At 41.4% G+C, this 21,023-nt stretch carries 32 protein-coding genes; 6 read left to right on the top strand and 26 right to left on the bottom strand.

Annotated elements, in window-relative coordinates; all coding sequences use genetic code 11:
• The first annotated feature begins 89 nt into the window (after window positions 1-89).
• Window positions 90-2,384, top strand: coding sequence for a glycoside hydrolase family 31 protein (locus tag ABDD95_RS04985; RefSeq protein WP_345950798.1), 2,295 nt, complete (start codon window positions 90-92; stop codon window positions 2,382-2,384).
• A gap of 184 nt (window positions 2,385-2,568) precedes the next feature.
• Here ABDD95_RS04985 and ABDD95_RS04980 read toward each other — a convergent pair whose 3' ends face one another.
• Window positions 2,569-3,579, bottom strand: a complete 1,011-nt coding sequence (locus ABDD95_RS04980) for a glutamine synthetase beta-grasp domain-containing protein (RefSeq protein ID WP_345950797.1) — start codon at window positions 3,577-3,579, stop codon at window positions 2,569-2,571.
• A 344-nt stretch (window positions 3,580-3,923) separates the two neighbouring features.
• Window positions 3,924-5,831, bottom strand: a complete 1,908-nt coding sequence (gene dnaK, locus ABDD95_RS04975; RefSeq protein ID WP_345950796.1) for a molecular chaperone DnaK — start codon at window positions 5,829-5,831, stop codon at window positions 3,924-3,926.
• A gap of 418 nt (window positions 5,832-6,249) precedes the next feature.
• Here dnaK and ABDD95_RS04970 point away from each other — a divergent pair, with 418 nt between their 5' ends.
• The 4 genes from ABDD95_RS04970 (at window position 6,250) to ABDD95_RS04955 (ending at window position 8,405) form a co-directional block, all read left to right on the top strand.
• Window positions 6,250-6,447: a hypothetical protein gene (locus ABDD95_RS04970; RefSeq protein WP_345950795.1), complete on the top strand. Its 198-nt coding sequence runs from the start codon at window positions 6,250-6,252 to the stop codon at window positions 6,445-6,447.
• A 219-nt stretch (window positions 6,448-6,666) separates the two neighbouring features.
• A complete protein-coding gene (locus ABDD95_RS04965) occupies window positions 6,667-7,206 on the top strand; it encodes a GNAT family N-acetyltransferase (protein ID WP_345950794.1) in 540 nt (179 codons plus the stop codon).
• A gap of 67 nt (window positions 7,207-7,273) precedes the next feature.
• Window positions 7,274-7,846, top strand: coding sequence for a Crp/Fnr family transcriptional regulator (locus ABDD95_RS04960; protein ID WP_345950793.1), 573 nt, complete (start codon window positions 7,274-7,276; stop codon window positions 7,844-7,846).
• 118 nt (window positions 7,847-7,964) lie between these two features.
• Window positions 7,965-8,405, top strand: a complete 441-nt coding sequence (locus ABDD95_RS04955; protein WP_345950792.1) for a carboxymuconolactone decarboxylase family protein — start codon at window positions 7,965-7,967, stop codon at window positions 8,403-8,405.
• A 42-nt stretch (window positions 8,406-8,447) separates the two neighbouring features.
• Here ABDD95_RS04955 and ABDD95_RS04950 read toward each other — a convergent pair whose 3' ends face one another.
• From ABDD95_RS04950 to rpsH, 17 genes are all read right to left on the bottom strand, one after another.
• Window positions 8,448-8,747, bottom strand: coding sequence for a hypothetical protein (locus tag ABDD95_RS04950; RefSeq protein ID WP_345950791.1), 300 nt, complete (start codon window positions 8,745-8,747; stop codon window positions 8,448-8,450).
• Between the two features lie 60 nt (window positions 8,748-8,807).
• Window positions 8,808-9,476, bottom strand: a complete 669-nt coding sequence (locus ABDD95_RS04945) for an acyltransferase family protein (RefSeq protein ID WP_345950790.1) — start codon at window positions 9,474-9,476, stop codon at window positions 8,808-8,810.
• A gap of 239 nt (window positions 9,477-9,715) precedes the next feature.
• Window positions 9,716-10,288, bottom strand: coding sequence for a 50S ribosomal protein L17 (gene rplQ / locus ABDD95_RS04940; RefSeq protein WP_345950789.1), 573 nt, complete (start codon window positions 10,286-10,288; stop codon window positions 9,716-9,718).
• Window positions 10,289-10,441: 153 nt separating this feature from the next.
• The gene (locus ABDD95_RS04935; RefSeq protein ID WP_345950788.1) at window positions 10,442-11,434 is read right to left on the bottom strand and encodes a DNA-directed RNA polymerase subunit alpha; all 993 of its coding nucleotides are present in this window, start codon (window positions 11,432-11,434) and stop codon (window positions 10,442-10,444) included.
• A gap of 115 nt (window positions 11,435-11,549) precedes the next feature.
• Window positions 11,550-12,158, bottom strand: a complete 609-nt coding sequence (gene rpsD / locus ABDD95_RS04930; RefSeq protein WP_345950787.1) for a 30S ribosomal protein S4 — start codon at window positions 12,156-12,158, stop codon at window positions 11,550-11,552.
• 68 nt (window positions 12,159-12,226) lie between these two features.
• Window positions 12,227-12,616, bottom strand: coding sequence for a 30S ribosomal protein S11 (gene rpsK, locus ABDD95_RS04925; RefSeq protein WP_345950786.1), 390 nt, complete (start codon window positions 12,614-12,616; stop codon window positions 12,227-12,229).
• A 124-nt stretch (window positions 12,617-12,740) separates the two neighbouring features.
• Window positions 12,741-13,118 carry a 30S ribosomal protein S13 gene (gene rpsM / locus ABDD95_RS04920; RefSeq protein ID WP_345950785.1) on the bottom strand — a complete coding sequence of 126 codons (378 nt, stop codon included), beginning with the start codon at window positions 13,116-13,118 and terminating at the stop codon, window positions 12,741-12,743.
• Window positions 13,119-13,189: 71 nt separating this feature from the next.
• Window positions 13,190-13,306, bottom strand: a complete 117-nt coding sequence (gene rpmJ, locus ABDD95_RS04915) for a 50S ribosomal protein L36 (protein ID WP_157539780.1) — start codon at window positions 13,304-13,306, stop codon at window positions 13,190-13,192.
• 5 nt (window positions 13,307-13,311) lie between these two features.
• Window positions 13,312-13,530: a translation initiation factor IF-1 gene (gene infA / locus ABDD95_RS04910; RefSeq protein WP_022833270.1), complete on the bottom strand. Its 219-nt coding sequence runs from the start codon at window positions 13,528-13,530 to the stop codon at window positions 13,312-13,314.
• Between the two features lie 71 nt (window positions 13,531-13,601).
• Complete coding sequence (gene map / locus ABDD95_RS04905; RefSeq protein ID WP_345950784.1) at window positions 13,602-14,387, bottom strand: type I methionyl aminopeptidase; 786 nt, start codon at window positions 14,385-14,387, stop codon at window positions 13,602-13,604.
• An 8-nt stretch (window positions 14,388-14,395) separates the two neighbouring features.
• The gene (gene secY / locus ABDD95_RS04900) at window positions 14,396-15,754 is read right to left on the bottom strand and encodes a preprotein translocase subunit SecY (protein ID WP_345950783.1); all 1,359 of its coding nucleotides are present in this window, start codon (window positions 15,752-15,754) and stop codon (window positions 14,396-14,398) included.
• Window positions 15,755-15,760: 6 nt separating this feature from the next.
• Window positions 15,761-16,207 (bottom strand): 50S ribosomal protein L15, encoded by a 447-nt coding sequence (gene rplO, locus ABDD95_RS04895; RefSeq protein ID WP_345950782.1) that lies wholly within the window; start codon window positions 16,205-16,207, stop codon window positions 15,761-15,763.
• Between the two features lie 4 nt (window positions 16,208-16,211).
• Entirely contained in the window at window positions 16,212-16,391 is a 180-nt protein-coding gene (rpmD, locus tag ABDD95_RS04890; protein WP_157539784.1) for a 50S ribosomal protein L30, read from the bottom strand.
• 6 nt (window positions 16,392-16,397) lie between these two features.
• The gene (rpsE, locus tag ABDD95_RS04885; RefSeq protein WP_345950781.1) at window positions 16,398-16,916 is read right to left on the bottom strand and encodes a 30S ribosomal protein S5; all 519 of its coding nucleotides are present in this window, start codon (window positions 16,914-16,916) and stop codon (window positions 16,398-16,400) included.
• Window positions 16,917-16,928: 12 nt separating this feature from the next.
• Window positions 16,929-17,279, bottom strand: coding sequence for a 50S ribosomal protein L18 (gene rplR / locus ABDD95_RS04880; RefSeq protein WP_345950780.1), 351 nt, complete (start codon window positions 17,277-17,279; stop codon window positions 16,929-16,931).
• Window positions 17,280-17,284: 5 nt separating this feature from the next.
• The gene (gene rplF, locus ABDD95_RS04875) at window positions 17,285-17,842 is read right to left on the bottom strand and encodes a 50S ribosomal protein L6 (RefSeq protein ID WP_345950779.1); all 558 of its coding nucleotides are present in this window, start codon (window positions 17,840-17,842) and stop codon (window positions 17,285-17,287) included.
• 20 nt (window positions 17,843-17,862) lie between these two features.
• A complete protein-coding gene (gene rpsH, locus ABDD95_RS04870; protein ID WP_345952095.1) occupies window positions 17,863-18,264 on the bottom strand; it encodes a 30S ribosomal protein S8 in 402 nt (133 codons plus the stop codon).
• On the opposite strand from rpsH, the gene ABDD95_RS04865 reads away from it, so the two are divergent.
• Window positions 18,263-18,421 carry a hypothetical protein gene (locus ABDD95_RS04865; RefSeq protein WP_345950778.1) on the top strand — a complete coding sequence of 53 codons (159 nt, stop codon included), beginning with the start codon at window positions 18,263-18,265 and terminating at the stop codon, window positions 18,419-18,421. The two genes, rpsH and ABDD95_RS04865, sit on opposite strands and share 2 nt — an antisense overlap.
• A 9-nt stretch (window positions 18,422-18,430) precedes the next feature.
• On the opposite strand, the gene rpsN is transcribed toward ABDD95_RS04865, so the two are convergent.
• The 7 genes from rpsN to rplP form a co-directional block, all read right to left on the bottom strand.
• Window positions 18,431-18,700 carry a 30S ribosomal protein S14 gene (rpsN, locus tag ABDD95_RS04860; protein ID WP_345950777.1) on the bottom strand — a complete coding sequence of 90 codons (270 nt, stop codon included), beginning with the start codon at window positions 18,698-18,700 and terminating at the stop codon, window positions 18,431-18,433.
• Complete coding sequence (gene rplE / locus ABDD95_RS04855; RefSeq protein ID WP_345950776.1) at window positions 18,693-19,262, bottom strand: 50S ribosomal protein L5; 570 nt, start codon at window positions 19,260-19,262, stop codon at window positions 18,693-18,695. The genes rpsN and rplE overlap by 8 nt, the downstream gene beginning before the upstream one ends.
• Window positions 19,262-19,594 carry a 50S ribosomal protein L24 gene (gene rplX, locus ABDD95_RS04850; RefSeq protein WP_345950775.1) on the bottom strand — a complete coding sequence of 111 codons (333 nt, stop codon included), beginning with the start codon at window positions 19,592-19,594 and terminating at the stop codon, window positions 19,262-19,264. Before rplX ends, rplE begins: the two co-directional genes overlap by 1 nt.
• A gap of 1 nt (window position 19,595) precedes the next feature.
• Entirely contained in the window at window positions 19,596-19,964 is a 369-nt protein-coding gene (gene rplN / locus ABDD95_RS04845; RefSeq protein WP_158825046.1) for a 50S ribosomal protein L14, read from the bottom strand.
• A gap of 1 nt (window position 19,965) precedes the next feature.
• Window positions 19,966-20,220 carry a 30S ribosomal protein S17 gene (rpsQ, locus tag ABDD95_RS04840; RefSeq protein ID WP_158825047.1) on the bottom strand — a complete coding sequence of 85 codons (255 nt, stop codon included), beginning with the start codon at window positions 20,218-20,220 and terminating at the stop codon, window positions 19,966-19,968.
• 16 nt (window positions 20,221-20,236) lie between these two features.
• Entirely contained in the window at window positions 20,237-20,446 is a 210-nt protein-coding gene (gene rpmC / locus ABDD95_RS04835) for a 50S ribosomal protein L29 (RefSeq protein ID WP_345950774.1), read from the bottom strand.
• Window positions 20,447-20,575: 129 nt separating this feature from the next.
• On the bottom strand, window positions 20,576-20,998 hold the full coding sequence (gene rplP / locus ABDD95_RS04830) for a 50S ribosomal protein L16 (RefSeq protein ID WP_345950773.1): 423 nt from the start codon (window positions 20,996-20,998) through the stop codon (window positions 20,576-20,578).
• Window positions 20,999-21,023 lie beyond the last annotated feature (25 nt).

The following is a 21,023-nucleotide window of genomic DNA, read 5'->3' as shown; positions in this document are numbered from 1 at the left end:
CTAAAGATGACTTTTAAATGCCACAATTAGTAGAGATTGCTTTAAATAAATTTATTGCCAAACTACACAACTTTATTACTGTTGAATTTATGTCCAAATTGCAACACATCATCGCATACCGTATGAACTTTAAGATACTAGGCCCCGCTCAAAGCATTAACTCTAACAACAACCAGCTTGTCATTAAAACTGCAGAAGCTGAGGCACAGATTACTATTTATAGCCCTTCTATCATCAGGGTGAAGGTTATACAGCAGCCCAATAATGCAGATGAATCCTTTGCTGTTATCCGGAAGCCCCTGTCTAACGCGTTAACATACCAGGAGACAGAAGCAGAAATTACCCTGCAAACATCGGCGCTAACCGTTCGCATCAATAAGAGTTCGTTACGCTTTGCATTTTATACACCCGAAGGCCATTTGCTCAGTCGCGATGATGAGCGCTTTGGCATTGCATGGCAAAACAGCCAGGTAGTAAATTACCGGGAGCTTCAGCCTGATGAAAAGTTTATTGGCTTGGGCGAAAAAGTTGGCAACCTCAACCGCCGCGCCAGTTCGTATGTTAACTGGAATACCGATGCACCCGATTATGGTCCCAAAACAGATCCTATTTACGAAAGCTTTCCGTTTTTTATAGGCATACACAGCGGGCGTACTTACGGGCTGTTTTTGGACAATACGCATAAGAGCTACTTTGATTTTGGCGCTTCTACCGATAATGAATTTATGTGGCTGGGGGCTGATGACGGCGACCTGAATTATTATTTTTTTGGGGCGCAAACCGTAGCCGGCATTATTGAAGATTACACATGGTTAACCGGACGCATGGAAATGCCACCGCTTTGGAGCCTGGGTTACCAGCAATGCCGCTGGAGTTACATGAGTGCTCAGGAAGTGCTGGATATAGCCGCCAAGTTCCGTGAGCGGAATATTCCTGCCGATGTAATGTATTGCGATATCGATTACATGGACGGCTACAAAATCTTTACCTGGAACCCTGACACATTTGCCGACCCCAAACAATTTTTGGAACAGTTAAAGGCAATGAACTTTAAACTGGTTACGATAGTAGACCCGGGTATTAAGGTTGAAAAAGGGTACCCACAATACGATGAAGGGGTTGAAAAAGGGTTCTTTGCCACTTACCCAAATGGCCAAAACTATGTTGGCGAAGTATGGCCGGGCCGTTGCCATTTTCCCGACTTTTTTAGGGAAGACGTGCGCGAGTGGTGGGGGGCCTCTTTCAATGCGCTTACCGAGCCCGGTGTTGACGGTTTTTGGAATGACATGAACGAGCCTGCCGTATGGAACCAAAATATGCCTTGGATTGTAAAATTTGGCGATAAATTTATGCCTGAAGTACGTAACGTATATGGCATGCAAATGGCTCGTGCCACTTATGAGGGGACGCGTAAGCTGTTGTATAACAAACGCCCTTTTGTACTAACCCGTGCAGCCTATGCAGGCACACAACGGTATTCGGCGGTGTGGACGGGTGACAACACGGCTAACGACGATCATATTCTGTTGGGCGTTCGGTTGGTAAACAGCTTGGGTGTAAGCGGTATGGCTAATGTAGGGGTTGATATTGGCGGCTTTAGCGGCAATCCAACGCCCGAAATGATGGTGCGCTGGAACAGCCTGGGCACTTATACGCCTATGTACCGCAACCACGCCATACAGGGTGCCGATTACCGCGAACCTTGGCAGTACGGATCTGAAAATGAAGCCTTAATTAAAAAGTCTATTGAAAGGCGCTATGAGTTGCTACCCTACTTATATTCTGCTTTTTACACTGCTACGCAAACCGGCCTACCGGTTTGCCGTACCCTGGCAATTGATTATACGCACGACGAAGCTATATATTACGAAGATTACCAGAACCAGTTTATGTTTGGCGATAGCCTCCTGGTAGCGCCGGTTATAAGCACACAACTAACGGCAAAAGTATACCTCCCGCAGGGTAACTGGATAAGGCTTAGCACTGAAGAAAAATTTGAAGGCGGCCGCGAATATGTAGTGGATTCACCACTTAATGACCTGCCCGTGTTTGTAAAAGCAGGCGCCATTATACCTATGCAAAGTGTAATACAAAGCACGCAACACGCCGGCGATGGCATATTAAAAATACATGTTTACCAAGGAGATAAACCAACCAGCTTCGTTTATTATGAGGACGATGGTGATACTTATAATTATGAAAACGGTAGTCACCATAAACGCATTATTAACTTCAATCCGGCAGCAAAAACAATTACTTTATCAGCAGTAGAGGGTGGTTATACATCAAAATTCCAACAGGTACAAGTGGTATTACACGGTTTTGATGGAAATGAAGTGAATAGGGTAGCCTATATAAATGAGGAAATAGTAATACAATACTAGTTTAAACATTCGTAGCTAAGACCGTCATTTGGGACGTATGCGAAATCCTTTTAGAACGATAAGCAATCAGTTGAATGAGATCTTACCCTGCTGTTTGAAATGACCTGTTTTTAAACACCTGCCTTAAACAAAAAAAGCCTCCCGACACTCGCTGTCAGGAGGCTTAGCTCAATTTACAAATTCTTTATAACACTGCTGATTTAACAGTCTTGATAATACGTGCTGCTACTTTGTAAGGATCTGCCGCTGAGTTAGGACGACGATCTTCCAGGTAACCGCTCCAGCCTTTTTGTACAGTATACAAAGGGATACGGATAGAAGCACCACGGTCAGATACACCATAGCTGTAATCATGTATTGATGCAGTTTCGTGTTTACCGGTTAAACGCAATTCGTTATCGGCACCGTAAACATCAATATGTTCTTTAACAACCGGACGGAAAGCTTCCAAAATCTTTTTGTAAGTTTCTTCGCTAGCGGCGGTACGTAAAGTAGTGTTTGAGAAGTTGGCATGCATACCTGAACCATTCCAATCTAAGGTACCCAATGGTTTACAATGCCAGTTGATTGACACTCCGTATTTCTCGCCAATTCTTTCTAATAAATAGCGGGCTACCCAAATCTGGTCACCTGCATCTTTTGCACCTTTAGAGAAGATCTGGAATTCCCATTGACCTGCAGCAACTTCAGCGTTGATACCTTCTACGTTCAAACCAGCCTCTAAACATACGTCTAAGTGCTCCTCTACAATTTCGCGACCGAAAGCATTATTAGCGCCTACCGAACAGTAGTAAGGGCCTTGCGGACCAGGATAACCACCTGCAGGGAAACCTAATGGTTTATTAGTTTGTGGATCCCATAAAAAGTACTCTTGCTCAAAGCCAAACCAAAAATCATTATCGTCATCCTCAATCAACGCACGGCCGTTTGATTCATGCGCGTTACCGTCTGAACTTAAAACTTCGCACATAACCAGGTAACCTTCTTTTCTTTGCGGATCAGGACAAATAAAAACAGGTTTCAAAATACAATCAGATGAACCACCTGGTGCCTGCTCGGTTGATGAACCGTCGAAGCTCCAGTTTGGGCAATCTTCTAATTTACCAGAAAAATCCTTTTCAATTTTTGTTTTGCTACGTAAACTTTGGGTTGGTTTGTAACCATCCAGCCAGATGTACTCTAATTTTGCTGCCATTTTTTGTAGGTTGTTTACTAATTAAGGGAAAGTCGCTTATTTTTTTACCTTGATTTTTTAAATTGAAAGCTAATATAAAACTTTCCGTGCCAAATCTTTAAAAATTTTATCAATAAACAAACTTTATTTTAAAATATTTCTAAAAATCTGATTGAAAGTAAATTATTTAAAACACTTTGACCAAAAACTCAAATTTTTAAAAATTAATTATCTCCCAATTTAACATCGTATCTCTATAGGAAATATAGACTTTTACAGCCATCTGCATCTTATTCAAAAAGTTGCCAAAATAAAAGCCCCCGACCTATCGGCCGGGGGCTTATTATTAATCAATAAAAAGTTTATTACTTCACTTCTTCAAAGTCAACATCAGTTACGGTGTCGCTGCTGTTTTGAGCGTTACCCCCGGCATTATCAGCACCTGGCTGAGCTCCGGGCTGGCCACCTTCGGCTGAGGCTTTGTACATATCTTCAGAAGCAGCACCCCAGGCAGTGTTTAATTCTGTTTGTGCAGCTTCAATATCAGCTAGGTTTTTAGAAGCGTAAGCTGTTTTCAATCTTTCTAAAGCCGATTCGATAGGTGCTTTTTTGTCAGCAGGTATCTTATCACCGTATTCTTTCAACTGTTTCTCAGTCGAGAAGATCAGCGCATCAGCAGCGTTCAGCTTTTCAATTTCCTCTTTTGCTTGTCTGTCAGCGTCAGCATTCGCTTCAGCTTCTTCCTTCATTCTCTTGATCTCTGCATCAGTTAAACCAGATGAAGCTTCGATACGGATTTTTTGCTCTTTACCGGTTGCTTTATCTTTAGCTGATACGTGCAAGATACCATTGGCGTCAATATCAAAAGTAACTTCGATTTGAGGCACACCACGAGGCGCCGGCGGGATACTATCCAAATGGAAGCGGCCTAACGTGCGGTTTTGTGCAGCCATTGGGCGCTCACCTTGCAAAATGTGAATCTCAACTGATGGCTGGTTATCAGATGCAGTAGAGAACACTTCTGATTTCTTGCTCGGGATAGTGGTGTTAGATTCGATCAGCTTGGTCATTACACCACCCATGGTTTCGATACCTAATGAAAGCGGGGTAACGTCTAACAATAACACGTCTTTAACCTCACCGGTTAATACACCACCTTGTATAGCAGCACCGATAGCAACTACTTCATCAGGGTTTACACCTTTTGAAGGCGATTTGCCAAAGAATTTCTCAACAGCTTCCTGAATGGCCGGGATACGGGTTGAACCACCTACTAAGATGATCTCATCGATATCTGTAGTGCTGTAACCTGCGTTTTTCAAAGCAGTGCGGCAAGGCTCAATAGTACGTTTAATTAAGCTATCGGCCAGTTGCTCAAATTTAGCACGGGTTAATTGCTTAACCAAGTGTTTAGGCATACCGTCAACAGCGGTGATATAAGGCAGGTTAATCTCAGTAGTGCTTGAGCTTGATAACTCAATCTTTGCTTTTTCAGCGGCCTCTTTCAAACGTTGAAGGGCCATTGGATCGCGGCGCAGGTCAAAACCTTCGTCGCTTTTAAACTCGTCGGCCATCCAATCGATAATAACCTGGTCAAAATCGTCGCCACCTAAGTGTGTATCACCATCAGTAGATTTCACTTCGAACACACCATCGCCCAGCTCAAGAACTGATACGTCATGTGTACCGCCACCGCAGTCAAACACCACAATTTTCATGTCTTTGTGGGCTTTGTCAAGGCCATAAGCCAAGGCAGCAGCAGTAGGTTCGTTAATGATACGGCGTACTTTTAAGCCTGCAATTTCGCCGGCTTCTTTAGTAGCCTGACGCTGTGCATCATTGAAGTATGCAGGTACGGTAATAACCGCTTCAGTTACTTCAGTTCCTAAGAAATCTTCAGCAGTTTTCTTCATTTTTTGAAGAATCATAGCCGAAATTTCTTGCGGAGTATATTTTCTATCGTCTATTTCAACGCGTGGAGTATTGTTATCACCTTTAACAACTGAATAAGGTACACGCTCAGCTTCTTTAGTAACCTCGTTAAACTGGTTACCCATAAAGCGTTTTACCGAATAAACAGTTTTACGGGGGTTGGTGATAGATTGACGTTTAGCAGGATCACCTACTTTACGTTCGCCGTTATCAACAAAAGCTACTACTGATGGCGTAGTGCGCTTACCTTCGCTGTTGGCAATAACTACCGGCTCGTTACCTTCCATTACTGCTACGCAGGAGTTTGTTGTTCCTAAGTCGATTCCAATGATTTTAGACATATGATTGATTTTTCCTTTTTTGCTATTTAGTGTTACCTCTATTTATCAAGGGTTGTGCCAACGTTCTAATGGCAGTGTATAATGTGTAATATTGGTGAGAAAGTTCTATCTGGTCAGGCATAATTATTTAACCAGTGACAGCTTGGCAGATTTGATGATAATTTAACATTGCATAATATTTTCTGATTGATGAAATGGCATTAGGGATATGGTTGCTGCTGGCATATTGCTACAAACAAATAGTAAGCAAAGCAAACCGGATGATTCTCGTACTTATCACAAATTTAAGTTACTAGCTGCGTTAGGACGGTCGTAACGCGTTTAGATATATAAAGGGAGTGTTCCACTAACAATGCATGCAGAAACTTTTAGCTAATCAACGTGTTACCCATTAGCGTAACCTTGTAAACATATGGCCATGAAAACATTCCTTTATTCAGCCTTTGGCTTGTTTCTAACAGCAAGCGCAATTTCCTGCTCATCTGGTAACGGCACTGCTGGCAAGAATTCAGACTCGGGAGTGATTTCAGCAAGGCCTGCAGAACAAGCTCCTGTACGAACAGCCACGCCAAAAGCTGATAGTATGAAGACTACAGACACCGCCGGGCGGCAATAAATCCCTATCTGTAAAGCTTAAGTTCGATGCTATTATTATTAAACCTTGGCTTGTATCTGAAAGTTAGCTGCTGTAAAGTTATGCGCTAATGCATTTGTGCAATATTACAACTTAAGGCAGCCATGCCTTGGGTTAAATAGACATCGCCACAGGTGGTGCCACCAATCTAAAAAATGGTCATCCATAATCGTAACGTTGTTCTTAACTTTAAGCTATTACATGTATTATATCGAATCGGAAAGGTTGAAATTGATACCGTTAAATTATGAGCACTTGCTGCTTTGTAAAAACAACAGGCCGGCGTTGGAAAAGGCTTTAGGATTAAATCCATCCACCATGGTAATTGATGCTTTTTATAAGGCCGAAACTAAGGATGCGTTGCAAAACTTTTGGCTGCCCAATACTAAGTTATATCCGGAACTGTATTACTGGTATACCAGTTGGGAAATTGTACTTAAACAAACTAATACTTCCATTGGCGGCATAGGCTTTGGCGGATATCCCGACGATTATGGCGAAACGTCAATTGGCTATGTAGTAGACCAGCAGCACTGGGGTTTTGGTTATGCTACTGAGGCGTTGAATACAATTTCAAAATGGGGATTTGCATTTACCTTACTTAAAGCCTTAAAGGCCGACACGCAATCACACAATCTCCTTTCGCAAAGGGTGCTTATTAAAGCCGGTTTTAAGCATACCGACAGTAAAAATGGCTTGCTGTATTACAGGCTTCCAAAAGGAAACACATTAGCCCCGTAAATTAAACTGGGCTTTTTTTATGTGCAACTGACGTTAACTTTTTATAATTTGGTAACAACACTAAAACATGTTCGAACCGCTCATCACACACATACAGAAATTTGTTGCACTGAATACAGAAGAACAAGCACTACTTACCGCCTACCTAAAGTACGAAGAGCTAAGCAAAAAGAAATACTTACTTAGCGAAGGGGATATTTGTAATGCGCAGTACTTTGTAGTGGAGGGCTGTATCAGGATGTATTTCATTAAAGAGAACGGGGTAGAACAGATTGTACAGTTCGGTATTGATAATTGGTGGATCAGCGATTACACCAGCTTTACTTTACACAATCCTTCACAGTTTTATTTGCAAACCGTACAGCGCAGCAAGGTAATTACGCTCACACAAGCCAAGCAAGACGAATTGCTGGACAAGCTACCGAAACTAGAGCGCTATTTTAGAAGGATATACCAACGGGCCTATGCAGCGGCACAAACACGGCTGATATTTTTTACAGATCTATCCGGCGAAGAGAAATACCATCACTTTGCCAGTCGCTTTCCCGATTTTGTACAGCGCATTCCGCAGTATATGCTCGCTTCGTACCTGGGCTTCACCCCCGAATTTTTAAGCAAAGTAAGAGCAAAGCATCATTAATTTTAATCCTACTTCATTTCTTAATCATGATTAAGATTCTGGCGGGTGGCCCTGTGCACCTTTGCTATGTCGACACACAACAACGACTAACAAAGTAAAACACAAAAACAATAAAATCATGGAATCCAGAATCAACATCAACGAAGTAGAGCCAGACGCTTATAAAGCCATGTTCGCACTGGAAGGCTACATACAAAAAAGTGGTCTTGATAAGAAGCTTTACGAACTCATCAAAATTCGCGCATCACAAATAAATGGATGTGCTTTTTGTTTGGACATGCACACAAGGGATGCCCGCAAGTTAGGCGAAAGCGAACAACGCATCTATGTATTAAATGCTTGGCGCGAAACTAATTTCTTTACCGAAGAGGAACAAGCAGCTCTTGCCATAACAGAAGAAATAACTAATATCCAGGGCCACGTTTCGACCGAAACTTATAACAAAGCCGTAAGTATATTAGGCGATAAGAAAACAGCTCAGGTAATTATGGCTGCCGTAACCATCAATGCCTGGAACCGCATAGCCATCACCACACATTTGATGCCGGCGCAGGCCTAATCAAATAAACAAATAGCCGGTTTATAAAAGCCGGCTATTTGTTTAAACCGTCGCTTTAGATACAGAGACGTTGGTTGTCTTCCTTATCCTGATAAGCAGGTTGCCAAACAGTTGGTTCCACCAGGGCCGCTTTGCTTCCAGGTAGGTACCAATCACACTAACGAGTATCACTACTATCAACATGCATACAACAAAATGCATAGTTGTACTTAGCTGCACTTTGAGCAAGCTTTTTACCACAACAAGTAGCGGAAAATGCAAAATGTATAACGGAAAGGTAAGGTCAGCAACCTTTCTGAATGTATTAAGGCTTTTAGGTTTAGGCTGTGATGTGCCTTTCATGCCGGTAATCACCCACAAAGCTCCAGCTACCATTACGCCGCAAGCCAGGTCTGTTAAAAATTAGCTGGCGTAATACAAAGGGGCATATCCAAGACTGCGCGGAATGCCGCCAAAATTATAAGCTAGCAACAAACCGCCCATAAGCAGCACTATGAATATGATGTAGGATAGCCAGGTAGGTAACACCGGCTTTTTTATTTTATAAGCAAAGCCGCCTAATATCCATATAGGCATCATCAACAATATGGAAGGTCCGGCTACAAGTGCCGCTATAAATATGAACAAACGCTTAGACGTGTTGCGGTAATAAAACCACAAACCAAATATTACGTAATACCAAAACTCATACCCTAAAGACCATAATGGCCCATTCAACGGCGGAGTAGCAGATTTAAACCAAACATCGGTTATGTAGAACGCAGCCAGCACATAACGCAGGCCAATCTGTGGCTTTAAAAATTGGATATTGGTTTGAGGATCGGTTTGCCACAACACCCATTGGCATACAACCGTAATGATGATAGCCGGAAATAAAACAGAATACAGCCGGCTTAACCGTGCCTGTGCATACTGCATTATACCCCTATCGTTGTTAAAAGTAGTGTATGAAATTAAATAGCCTGACAAGGCAAAGAACACAATCACACTGAAATGGGCAATTATTTCTAAATCGAAACCCTGCAGATTAAAGGTGTGATACCATATTTTGTAGGCGTGCACTATAAACACTATTGATGCAGCGCAGAGCCTGAGCGAATCAAGGATATAACTTATACGCCAACTTAATTTTTCCCCAGTTTTAACACCCATTAAATATGAATAACAGTATGCAGTACCGGCCCAAGCAAGTACACAAAATATAATAGCTAATATTTAGACGTTTAAATTTAGCAATTACCGCCGTTCTTTTGGCATAAAAAAAGCCTTGTTCGAATGAACAAGGCTTTTTTCTATAAATAGCTAAAAGATTATTCGCCTTTCTCAGCGTTCTCTTCGTTAGCAGCCGGAGCTTCAGGTGTTTCTTCAACAGCAGGAGCAGCAGTAGCTTCTGGTTCGGCAACTACAGCTTCGTCAGCAGGAGTTACTTCGGCAGTTGCAGCAGCAGCTTTACCTTTACCAGCACCACCACGACGACGAGTAGCTTTCTTAGCAGGAGCAGCAGCTTCGCTACCACCGTATACAGTGTTGTAATCAACTAACTCGATAATTGCCATTTCGGCGTTGTCGCCCAAACGGTTCTCTAACTTAATGATACGTGTATAACCACCCGGACGGGTAGCTACTTTCTCGGCAATTTCGCGGAACAGGATAGTTACCGCATCTTTATTTTGCAGGTAGCTAAATACAGTACGGCGTGAGTGCGTAGTATCGCTTTTTGATTTGGTTACCAAAGGCTCAACATACACACGCAGTGCTTTCGCTTTTGCCAAAGTGGTAGTAATACGCTTGTGAAGGATAAGCGATGAAGCCATGTTACCCATCATTGCCACGCGGTGGCTTTTGGTACGGCCTAAGTGATTGTGTTTTTTTCCGTGTCTCATTTGTTTGTTTGTTTCGCACGTGCATACCGTTGGGCGGCTGTTTAAGTCAAGCCCGCGGAATTATGCCCTCGCTTATTGTATATTAAATGAAGGCCTGGGATGCTGTGCTAAAGTGGAAGCTTAGCACGTTATCCCAAACCTATTATCAAAGGATTACTCCTCGTCTAATTTGTATTTAGCCAGGTTCATACCAAAAGATAAGCCTTTTGATTTAACCAGGTCCTGAATCTCAGTTAAAGACTTTTTACCAAAGTTCCTGAACTTTAACATGTCAGCTACGTCATAAGATACCAGGTCAGCCAGGCTGCGGATATCAGCTGCTTTTAAGCAGTTTAACGCACGTACTGAAAGATCAAGATCAACCAATTCAGTCTTCAAGATTTTACGCATATGCAGAATCTCTTCGTCAACTTCTTTGGTTTCCTCTTTAGCCTGCGCCTCCAACATCATGTTCTCGTCAGAGAACAACATAAAGTGTTGTATAAGGATCTTAGCAGCTTCTTTAAGAGCGTCTTCAGGGTGAATAGAACCATCAGTAGTAATATCCAAAACCAACTTTTCGTAGTCAGTCTTTTGTTCTACACGATAGTTTTCTATAGTATATTTTACGTTTTTAATTGGTGTGTAAATTGAGTCGATAGCAATTACACCAATAGCAGCATCAGGGTTTTTATTCTCTTCGCTTGGAATGTAACCACGGCCTTTGCCAACAGTTAATTCAACTTCCAAAGTAACTGAAGGATCCATATTGCAGATAACCAGCTCAGGGTTCAGGATAGAGAAGTTGTTGGAGAACTGTGTGATATCACCAGCCTTGAAACTATCTTGTCCGCTTATGATGACAAAGATCTTTTCAGAATCGCCCGAATCACCTGTTCTGCTCAAGCGTACTTGTTTCAGGTTCAATATAATTTCGGTAACGTCTTCAACAACACCTTTGATGGTTGAAAACTCATGCGTTACACCTGAAAAACGTACAGAGGTAATAGCATAACCTTCCAGTGAAGAAAGTAAGATACGACGTAAAGCATTACCAATGGTTACACCGAAGCCTGGTTCTAACGGACGAAATTCAAACGTGCCTTCAAAGTCGGTTGACTTCTGCATGATAACCTTGTCTGGTTTTTGAAATGCTAAAATTGCCATTTATATGCTTGGTTTATTGTTTACTGATTAATAGATATGAGACATGAGATATTGGATATGAGAACCACTATGGGCTATCTCATATCCAATATCTCACATCTCTGTACTACAAGTATTATTTAGAATATAACTCGACAATTAAGTTTTCCTTAATATTTTCAGGAATCTCATCGCGGTTAGGATAGTTTAACAGTTTACCGCTTAAAGCAGCAGCATCCCATTCAAACCAGCTATATTTGTTAATCTTACGGCCAGCTACAGAGTTAGTGATAGCTTCCAGTGATTTTGATTTTTCGCGTACAGCAATTACGTCACCAGCTCTTAATGTGTAAGATGGAATGTTCACCACCTCACCATTTACTGTGATGTGTTTGTGACCTACTAACTGACGGGCACCTGAACGTGTTGGCGCAATGCCTAAACGGTAAACTGCATTATCCAAACGTGCCTCTAACAATTGTAGCAAGTTAGTACCAGTTATACCTTCACGAGCTGATGCACGGTGAAATAAGTTTTCGAAATAACGCTCTAATACACCGTAAGTGTATTTAACTTTTTGTTTCTCCATCAGCTGTACAGCGTACTCTGATTGTTTACCTCTGCGTTTCGACACGCCATGCATGCCGGGAGGATAATTTTTTCTTTCTAACACTTTATCAGGGCCAAAGATAGGCTCTCTGAATTTACGTGCAATTTTGGACTTGGGTCCGGTATATCTAGCCATTTTGTTTTTGTTTTTAAAGTATCATGCAACCTGTAGCTGCAGAATCTTAGCTTTAAAAAATCGATTAATTAAACTCTTCTTCTTTTTGCAGGACGGCAACCATTGTGTGGAAGCGGAGTAATGTCCTTAATAGTGGTAACTTCAATACCTGAAGTTTGCAGGGTACGGATAGCTGACTCACGACCAGCACCAGGGCCCTTAACAAACACTTCAACTTTACGTAAGCCTAAATCATAAGCTACTTTACCGCAATCGGCAGCAGCCTGGGATGCAGCGTAAGGAGTGTTCTTTTTAGAACCTTTGAAGCCCATTTTACCAGCTGAAGACCAAGATATAGCCTGGCCTGAACTGTTGGTAAGGGTAATAATAATGTTGTTGAAAGTAGCATTCACGTGAGCCTGACCTACCGGTTCAACTATTACGATGCGCTTTTTGGTTACTTTTTTAGCTTTAGCCATTTTTTGAATTATTGAGCTAATGGATTAGTGAGTTACCGAATAACCCGGACCCATTAACTGTTTGATAATTTATGTATTCCTAATAAAGCAAGAAAATTAATCCTCCTACTTTATTAATCAATTACTACTTAGTAGCTTTTTTCTTGTTAGCAACTGTTTTACGTTTACCTTTACGGGTACGTGAGTTGTTCTTAGTACGCTGACCACGCAGAGGTAAACCTTTACGATGACGGGTACCACGGTAGCAACCAATATCCATTAAACGTTTAATGTTCAGTTGTACTTCTGAACGCAGAGCACCTTCAACTTTAATTTGATCGTTGATAATTCCACGGATTGCAGCTAATTGCTCATCGGTCCATTCTTGTACTTTTACATCATATGATATGCCAGCCTGGTCCAAAATGCTTTGTGCAGTTGAACGACCAACACCGTAGATGTAAGTAAGTCCGATTTCTCCTCTTTTATTTCTTGGTAAATCAATACCTGATATCCTTGCCATATTTCTAAATTGTTCTTTAAGTGAATGACCGAACGGCGGGCCACCGTTGTACGATCATTCCAATGTTTTAATTATCCCTGACGTTGTTTGTACTTAGGGTTCTTTTTGTTAATTACAAAAAGCTTTCCTTTACGACGGATGATTTTGCAATCAGCGCTACGCTTTTTGATGGATGCTCTAACTTTCATATTAATTATTTATATCTGTAGGTTATTCTGCCTTTTGTTAAATCATACGGGCTCATCTCCAGCTTTACTCTGTCGCCAGGTAAGATTTTGATGTAGTGCATGCGCATTTTACCCGATATGTGTGCAATAATCTCATGACCATTTTCCAGCTCTACCCTAAACATTGCATTTGATAATGCCTCCCTGATAGTTCCGTCTTGCTCAATCGATGATTGTTTAGCCATATTTTACTGATTATTACTTGTTTATACCGATTTTATTCGGGACGCAAAAATATAAATTATTTTTCTAATTTTTAATTATTTTTTGCTAAAACTTCTTCAACGTATGAAAATGAAGAAAGAATATCGGCTTTACCTTTGCGTACAGCTACGGTATGCTCAAAATGGGCGGATGGCTTGCCATCAACTGTAGATACGGTCCAACCATCCTTCCAAAACTTAACACCGGCTTTGCCGGCATTAATCATGGGCTCAATAGCTATCACCATGCCTTCTTCCAGTTTAACGCCAGATCCGCGTTTACCATAGTTAGGAACCTCCGGCTTTTCATGCAGTTTTACGCCTACACCATGGCCAACCAGCTCTTTAACCACACCAAAGCCATGCTTCTCTGCATGGTCTTGCACAGCGTAACCAATATCGCCAACACGCATACCGGTAACCGCCTTTTCTATTCCTTTCTCAAGGCATTCCTTTGTTACCTTAAGCAGTAATTTAGCTTCCTCACTAACCTCACCAATAGCGAATGTGTAAGCAGAGTCGCCATAAAAACCATTTAGAATAACTCCGCAATCAACCGATATGATATCGCCATCAATGAGTACATGCTCACCCGGAAAACCATGAACGACTTGATCGTTTGGAGAAATGCAAAGGGAGCTTGGGAAACCATGGAAACCAAGGAAAGCTGGCACTCCCCCATTATCACGGATAAAGGTTTCTGCCAGCTTGTCCAATTCTATAGTCTTAGTACCGGGCTTTACAATCTTAGCTACTTCACCTAAGGTTTTAGCAACCAGTAAAGCACTTTGACGTATGAGCTCTATCTCTTCAGCTGTCTTATAAATTATTTTCGACATGCGTTAAATTAGATAGCCGGTGGAACAGTACCTGCTGCGGTTGGTATAGCCGTACGTCCTTTTACTCTTCCGGTTTTCATTAAGCCATCATAATGACGCATCAACAAATGACTTTCTATTTGCTGCAAAGTATCCAGCACCACACCTACTAAGATAATCAGTGATGTACCACCGAAGAAGCGGGCAAATTGGCTGTTCACATGGAATATACTCGCCAAAGCAGGCATAATGGCAATTATTGCCAAAAAGATAGAGCCAGGCAATGTAATGCGTGAAATAACAGCATCAATAAAGTCGGAGGTTGCATTACCAGGAGCAACACCCGGAATGAATCCACCATTCTTCTTCATGTCGTCCGACATTTGCTTAGGGTTCACCGTAATAGCCGTATAGAAGTATGTGAATAAAATAATCAATACAGCAAATACGATATTGTGCAACCATGAGGTATAGCTTGATAAAGATATCAATATACCGTTTGAAGCAATGTTAGGGAAGAACGAAGATATAGTCGCCGGAATAAACATTAAAGCCTGAGCAAAAATGATTGGCATTACACCCGCTGCATTTACCTTCAGAGGAATGTACTGACGTACGCCGCCGTATTGCTTGTTACCTACAATACGCTTAGCATACTGCACCGCAATTTTACGTGTACCTTGTACCACCAGTATAGTAAACATAATAACACCGATAAGGGCTAATATTTCTACAATAAACACCAATGGGCCGCCTGATGCGTTTGCACCGCTTACACGTGAACTGAATTCATCGATAATAGCTGATGGCAACTGGGCAATGATACCCACCATAATGATTAAAGAAATACCGTTGCCAATACCTTTGTCTGTAATTTTTTCACCTAACCACATCACAAACAAAGTGCCTGCGGTTAAAACGCAAACAGTGCTGATGGTAAACATGGTCATCCCGATAACAGGGCTGATGGCGTTAGGTGTGATTTGCGAACGTACGTAAGGTACCGCCTGGGCCATGGTGATACCAATGGTCAGGTAACGGGTCCACTGGTTAATTTTGCTACGGCCGCTTTCACCTTCCTTTTGCAATTTAGCAAAGTAAGGTACCGCAATACCTAATAACTGCACCACAATAGATGCAGAAATGTAAGGCATTACACCTAATGCAAATATAGACGCACGAGAGAAAGAACCGCCGGCAAACATATTCAGTAAGCCAAGCAGACCTTCTTTAGCAGCCTGATTGTTTAAAACGTTAGCATCAACACCGGGTAAGGCCACGTATGAACCTACACGATATATTAAAAGAAATAAGAGTGTGTTTGTGATACGCACTCTTAAATCTTCAATTTTCCAGATATTGGATAATGTGGTGAAAAAATTTTTCATTGAAAATTACAACTTAACAATTGAACCGCCGGCTGCTTCAATGGCTTTTTGTGCAGTAGCAGAAAATGCATGTGCCTGAACATCAACTTTAGCTGTCAGTGTACCACGACCTAAGATTTTAACAAGATCGTTTCTTGACACTAAACCGTGCTCTTTTAATGTATCAAAGTTAATAGTTGACACCGAATAAGTATCAGCTAATTGTTGTAATGTATCCAAGTTGATACCGTTGTACTCAACACGGTTAGGGTTTTTAAAACCTACCTTAGGTACGCGGCGCTGTAAGGGCATTTGGCCACCTTCAAAACCAACCTTGGTTGATGTACCTGAACGTGAACCGGCGCCTTTATGACCACGGGTTGATGTACCGCCACGGCCTGAACCAGTACCACGGCCTATTCTTTTTCTATTTTTAGTAGAACCTTCTGCAGGTTTAAGATTACTTAAATTCATAACATTAAATGTTTTCTACTGCTACCAAATGATTAACTTTTCTAATCATGCCAATGATAGCAGGATTAGCTTCAACTTCAACGCTATGGTTAATTTTCTTTAAACCTAACGCCTCAACAGTTTTTTTCTGGCGCTCACTTCTATCGATCACGCTTTTAATCTGAGTTATTTTGATTTTTGCCATGACTGATTACCCGTTAAATACTTTACCTAAATTAATACCACGGTGCTGAGCTACTGTGTAAGCATCACGCAATTGCGCTAAGGCCGATACTGTTGCTTTAACCACGTTATGCGGATTTGATGATCCTTTAGATTTTGCCAATACGTTATGTACACCAGCACTCTCCAGAACGGCACGCATCGCACCACCTGCAATTACACCAGTACCATTTGCTGCTGGTTTGATAAACACAAAACCGCCAGAAAATTTACCTATTTGCTCGTGAGGTATAGTGCTGTTAATGATAGGCACTTTTACCAGGTTCTTTTTAGCATCATCTATACCTTTGGCAATTGCCTCAGTAACTTCTTTTGCTTTACCTAAACCGTAACCAACAACACCGTTCTCATCACCTACTACCACAATGGCAGAGAAGCTGAAAGTACGGCCACCTTTAGTTACTTTGGCAACACGCTGTATGCTAACCAAGCGATCCTTTAATTCGATCTCGCTTGTTTTTACTCTTTTAATATTTATTGTTGACATTACTTGTTACGGTTAGAAGTTTAAACCAGCTTCACGTGCACCATCAGCCAGTTGTTTAACACGGCCATGATACAAGTATCCATTTCTATCAAATACTACGGCTTCGATACCAGCAGCTTTAGCTTTCTCGGCAATCAGTTTACCTACGGCTACTGATTGTTCGCCTTTGCTACCGGTAGCAGTAAAATCTTTTGATAAAGATGATGCTGAAACCAAAGTTTTTCCGGCTACATCGTCAATGATTTGTGCGTAGATGCCTTTGTTGCTTCTGTACACTGACAAGCGCGGACGTTCTGCAGAACCTGAAACACGTTTCCTGATTCCTTTTTTTATTCTGTCTCTTCTTGATAATTTACCTGTCATGACGCTTATTTTTTAGATGCTGATTTACCTGCTTTTCTTCTTAACACTTCGCCAACAAACTTGATACCTTTACCTTTGTAAGGCTCTGGTGTACGTAGTGAGCGGATTTTGGCTGCAACCTGACCAATTAACTGTTTGTCGATCGACTCGAGAATAATGGTTGGGTTTTTACCTTTTTCAGCAGTAGTGGATACTTTGATTTCTTGTGGTAACTCAAACACGTAATGGTGAGAATAACCTAACACTAAGTCTAATGTATTACCAGTGTTGGTAGCACGATAACCTACACCAACCAACTCTTGCTCCAGTTTGTAACCAGTTGTTACACCTGTAACCATGTTGTTGATTAAGGCACGGTATAAACCATGTAATGCTTTATGACGTTTTTGATCTGTTGGACGTACTACCGTAAGTACGCCGTCTTCTTGTGATACAGTTATATCACTGTCTATCGCCTGTACAAGTTCGCCTTTTGGGCCTTTTACAGTTACTAAGTTAGCATCGCTAACAGAAATAGTAACACCTTGCGGGATAGTAATGGGGGCTTTTCCTACTCTTGACATTTCTTAATTCCTCCTTGCAATTAATAAACGAAGCATAAAACTTCGCCACCGATGTTTTGCTGACGGGCCTCTTTATCAGTCATTACTCCTTTTGAAGTTGACAGGATAGCGATACCTAAACCATTTAATACTCTTGGCATTTTGTCCATGCCTGCATATTTTCTCAAACCTGGTTTACTTACACGTGTAAGCGTGCGGATAGCAGGAACTTTAGTTACAGGGTGATACTTCAACGCAACTTTAATATTGCCTTGAGGACCATTGTCTTCAAATTTGAAGTTAGCAATGTAACCTTTGTCGAAAAGCACTTTAGTGATTTCCTTTTTCAGATTTGATGCAGGAATTTCAACAACCCTTTGGTTGGCTTTAATAGCATTCCTTACTCTGGTAAGATAATCTGCGATTGGATCTGTATTCATTATGTTAAATTATGATGGTGGTTTCCTTCGTTTTCCCAACGACGACCTTCCATCGGTTAAAAAATTCTTTTTGCTATTGCAGGTCTATATTTTGCAAATTGCCGGCCGCAAAGGTAAGAAATTAATTCTCAACCTGCAACCGGCAATTTTATACCTGTAATACTGATTGTTACCAGCTAGCTTTCTTTACTCCGGGGATCTTTCCGGCCAGAGCCATTTCACGGAACGTTACACGTGAAATACCAAACTGACGCATGTATCCGCGAGGGCGGCCGGTAAGCTTGCAACGGTTGTGCAATTTAACCGGTGATGACGCTTTAGGCAATTTGTCTAACGCTTCGAAATCACCAGCGGCTTTTAGGGCTGCTCTTTTATCAGCATATCTAGCTACTAATTTAGCACGTTTAACTTCACGCGCTTTTACACCTTCTTTAGCCATTGTTAGTAGGATTTTGATTTTTAAATGGTAAACCAAACTGTTTAAGTAACTCTAGTGCTTCAACATCATTTGTTGCCGAAGTTACAAAGGTAATATCCATACCCTGAATTTTGTTGATCTTGTCAATGTTAATTTCAGGGAAAATGATTTGCTCGGTAATACCTAATGTATAGTTACCTTTTCCGTCAAATCCTTTATCGTTGATACCTTTGAAATCACGAATACGTGGCAGCGCAACAGCAATCAAACGATCTAAGAACTCGTACATGTTGTTGTCACGTAAAGTAACACGTACACCTACAGGCATACCTTTACGTAACTTAAAGTTCGAGATATCTTTCTTAGATTTCGAAGCAACTGGTTTTTGACCGGTAATAGTTGCCAGTTCAGCAATTGTAGTATCAATCAGTTTCTTATCAGTTGTAGCAGCACCAACACCCTGGTTGATTGCAATTTTCTCCAACTTAGGAACCTGCATTACGCTTTTGTACTGAAATTTATCTTTCAGTGCGGTACGGATCTCCTCTTTGTATTTGGATTTTAATCTTGGAACGTAAGACATTATTTAATTTCCTCCCCTGATTTTTTTGATACTCTAACTAATTTACCAGCATCATTCTTTTTACGACCAACACGGGTAGTTTCTCCTGATTTAGGATCAACCAATGCCAGGTTAGAGATATGAATAGCGGCTTCCTTTTTTACAATACCACCGTTAGGGTTGGCTGCATTGGGCTTAGTGTGTTTAGATATCATGTTGACACCTTCAATCACCGCGCGGTTTTTATCGATTATGATTTCGGTAACCTTACCTTGCTGACCTTTTGAATCACCGGCAATAACCTTAACCAGGTCACCTTTACGGATCTTTAATTTTACTTTTTTGTTTTCCATGTTACAATACCTCCGGTGCTAATGATACAATTTTCATGAATTGTTTCTCGCGTAACTCTCTTGCTACCGGACCGAAGATACGTGTGCCACGAGGCTCATCCTGGTTGTTTAACAAAACAGCTGCGTTATCGTCGAAACGGATATAAGAACCGTCTTTACGGCGAACCTCTTTTTTGGTTCTTACAACTACGGCTTTTGATACAGTACCCTTTTTAACGTTACCTGATGGTATAGCGCTCTTTACAGTTACTACAATTTTATCGCCAACAGAGGCATAGCGCTTAGCTGTACCGCCTAATACGCGGATAACCAGCACTTCTTTAGCACCACTGTTATCAGCTACATTTAATCTCGATTCCTGTTGTACCATCTTATTTAGCCCTTTCTAAAATTTGAACTAATCTCCAGTTTTTATTTTTGCTCAGTGGGCGTGTTTCCATAATCAATACGGTATCACCAATACCACAGGTATTAGCTTCGTCATGAGCCATGAACTTGGCAGTTTTGTTTACGAACTTACCGTAGATAGGGTGTTTTACTTTCCTTTCTACTGCAACCACGATAGATTTATCCATCTTGTTGCTTACTACCAGTCCGGTACGTGTTTTTCTTAAATTTCTTTCCATTGTTTCGACGCTTAAATTATTGCTGTTCAGAAGCTGACGCCGCTTTACGCTTGGTTAATTCAGTATTTAAACGAGCAACTTCCTTACGTACATTTTTAATACGGATAGGATTCTCTATCGCCGAAACTGCATGTGCAAATTTCAGTTTGGTAAGATTAGTTTTTTCCTCGCCAATTTTAGCAACCAACTCTTCAGTTGACAGCGCTGATATTTCTGAGCTTTTCATTTTGTGTGAGTTTTGAACAGTGAGAGGTAAGTTGGATGCTTACGTCACGCTTCTTTCTTTTGTTATTATATTTCAGGTTACAGGTTGCAAGCTCTTTACGCAACTCACAACTTACAACCTGTAAACTTACTATGCTTCTACGTAATCCCTACGTACTACAAATTTTGTTTGAATTGGCAGTTTTTGTGCAGCCAAACGAAGTGCTTCTTTAGCAACTTCTAATGGCACACCTTCTGCTTCAAAGATGATCCTGCCGGGGCGTACAACCGCTACCCAGTATTCCGGAGCACCTTTACCTTTACCCATACGTACCTCTGCAGGTTTTTTAGTTACGGGTTTGTCAGGAAATATCCTGATCCACACCTGGCCTTCACGTTTCATAAAACGTGTTACAGCGATACGTGCAGCCTCGATCTGACGGCTGGTAATCCAGGCCGGCTCGAGTGATTTTATACCGAAAGATCCGAATGAAAGCTCAGCACCACGAGTGGCGGCACCTTTCATTCTGCCTTTTTGCATCTTTCTGAACTTCGTTCTTTTTGGCTGTAGCATTTTATTAGCTTATTATATCTAAACG

The organism is Mucilaginibacter sp. PAMB04274 (assembly GCF_039634385.2).
Taxonomy (GTDB): domain Bacteria; phylum Bacteroidota; class Bacteroidia; order Sphingobacteriales; family Sphingobacteriaceae; genus Mucilaginibacter.
This window is presented reverse-complemented; position numbering and strand designations above follow the sequence as displayed.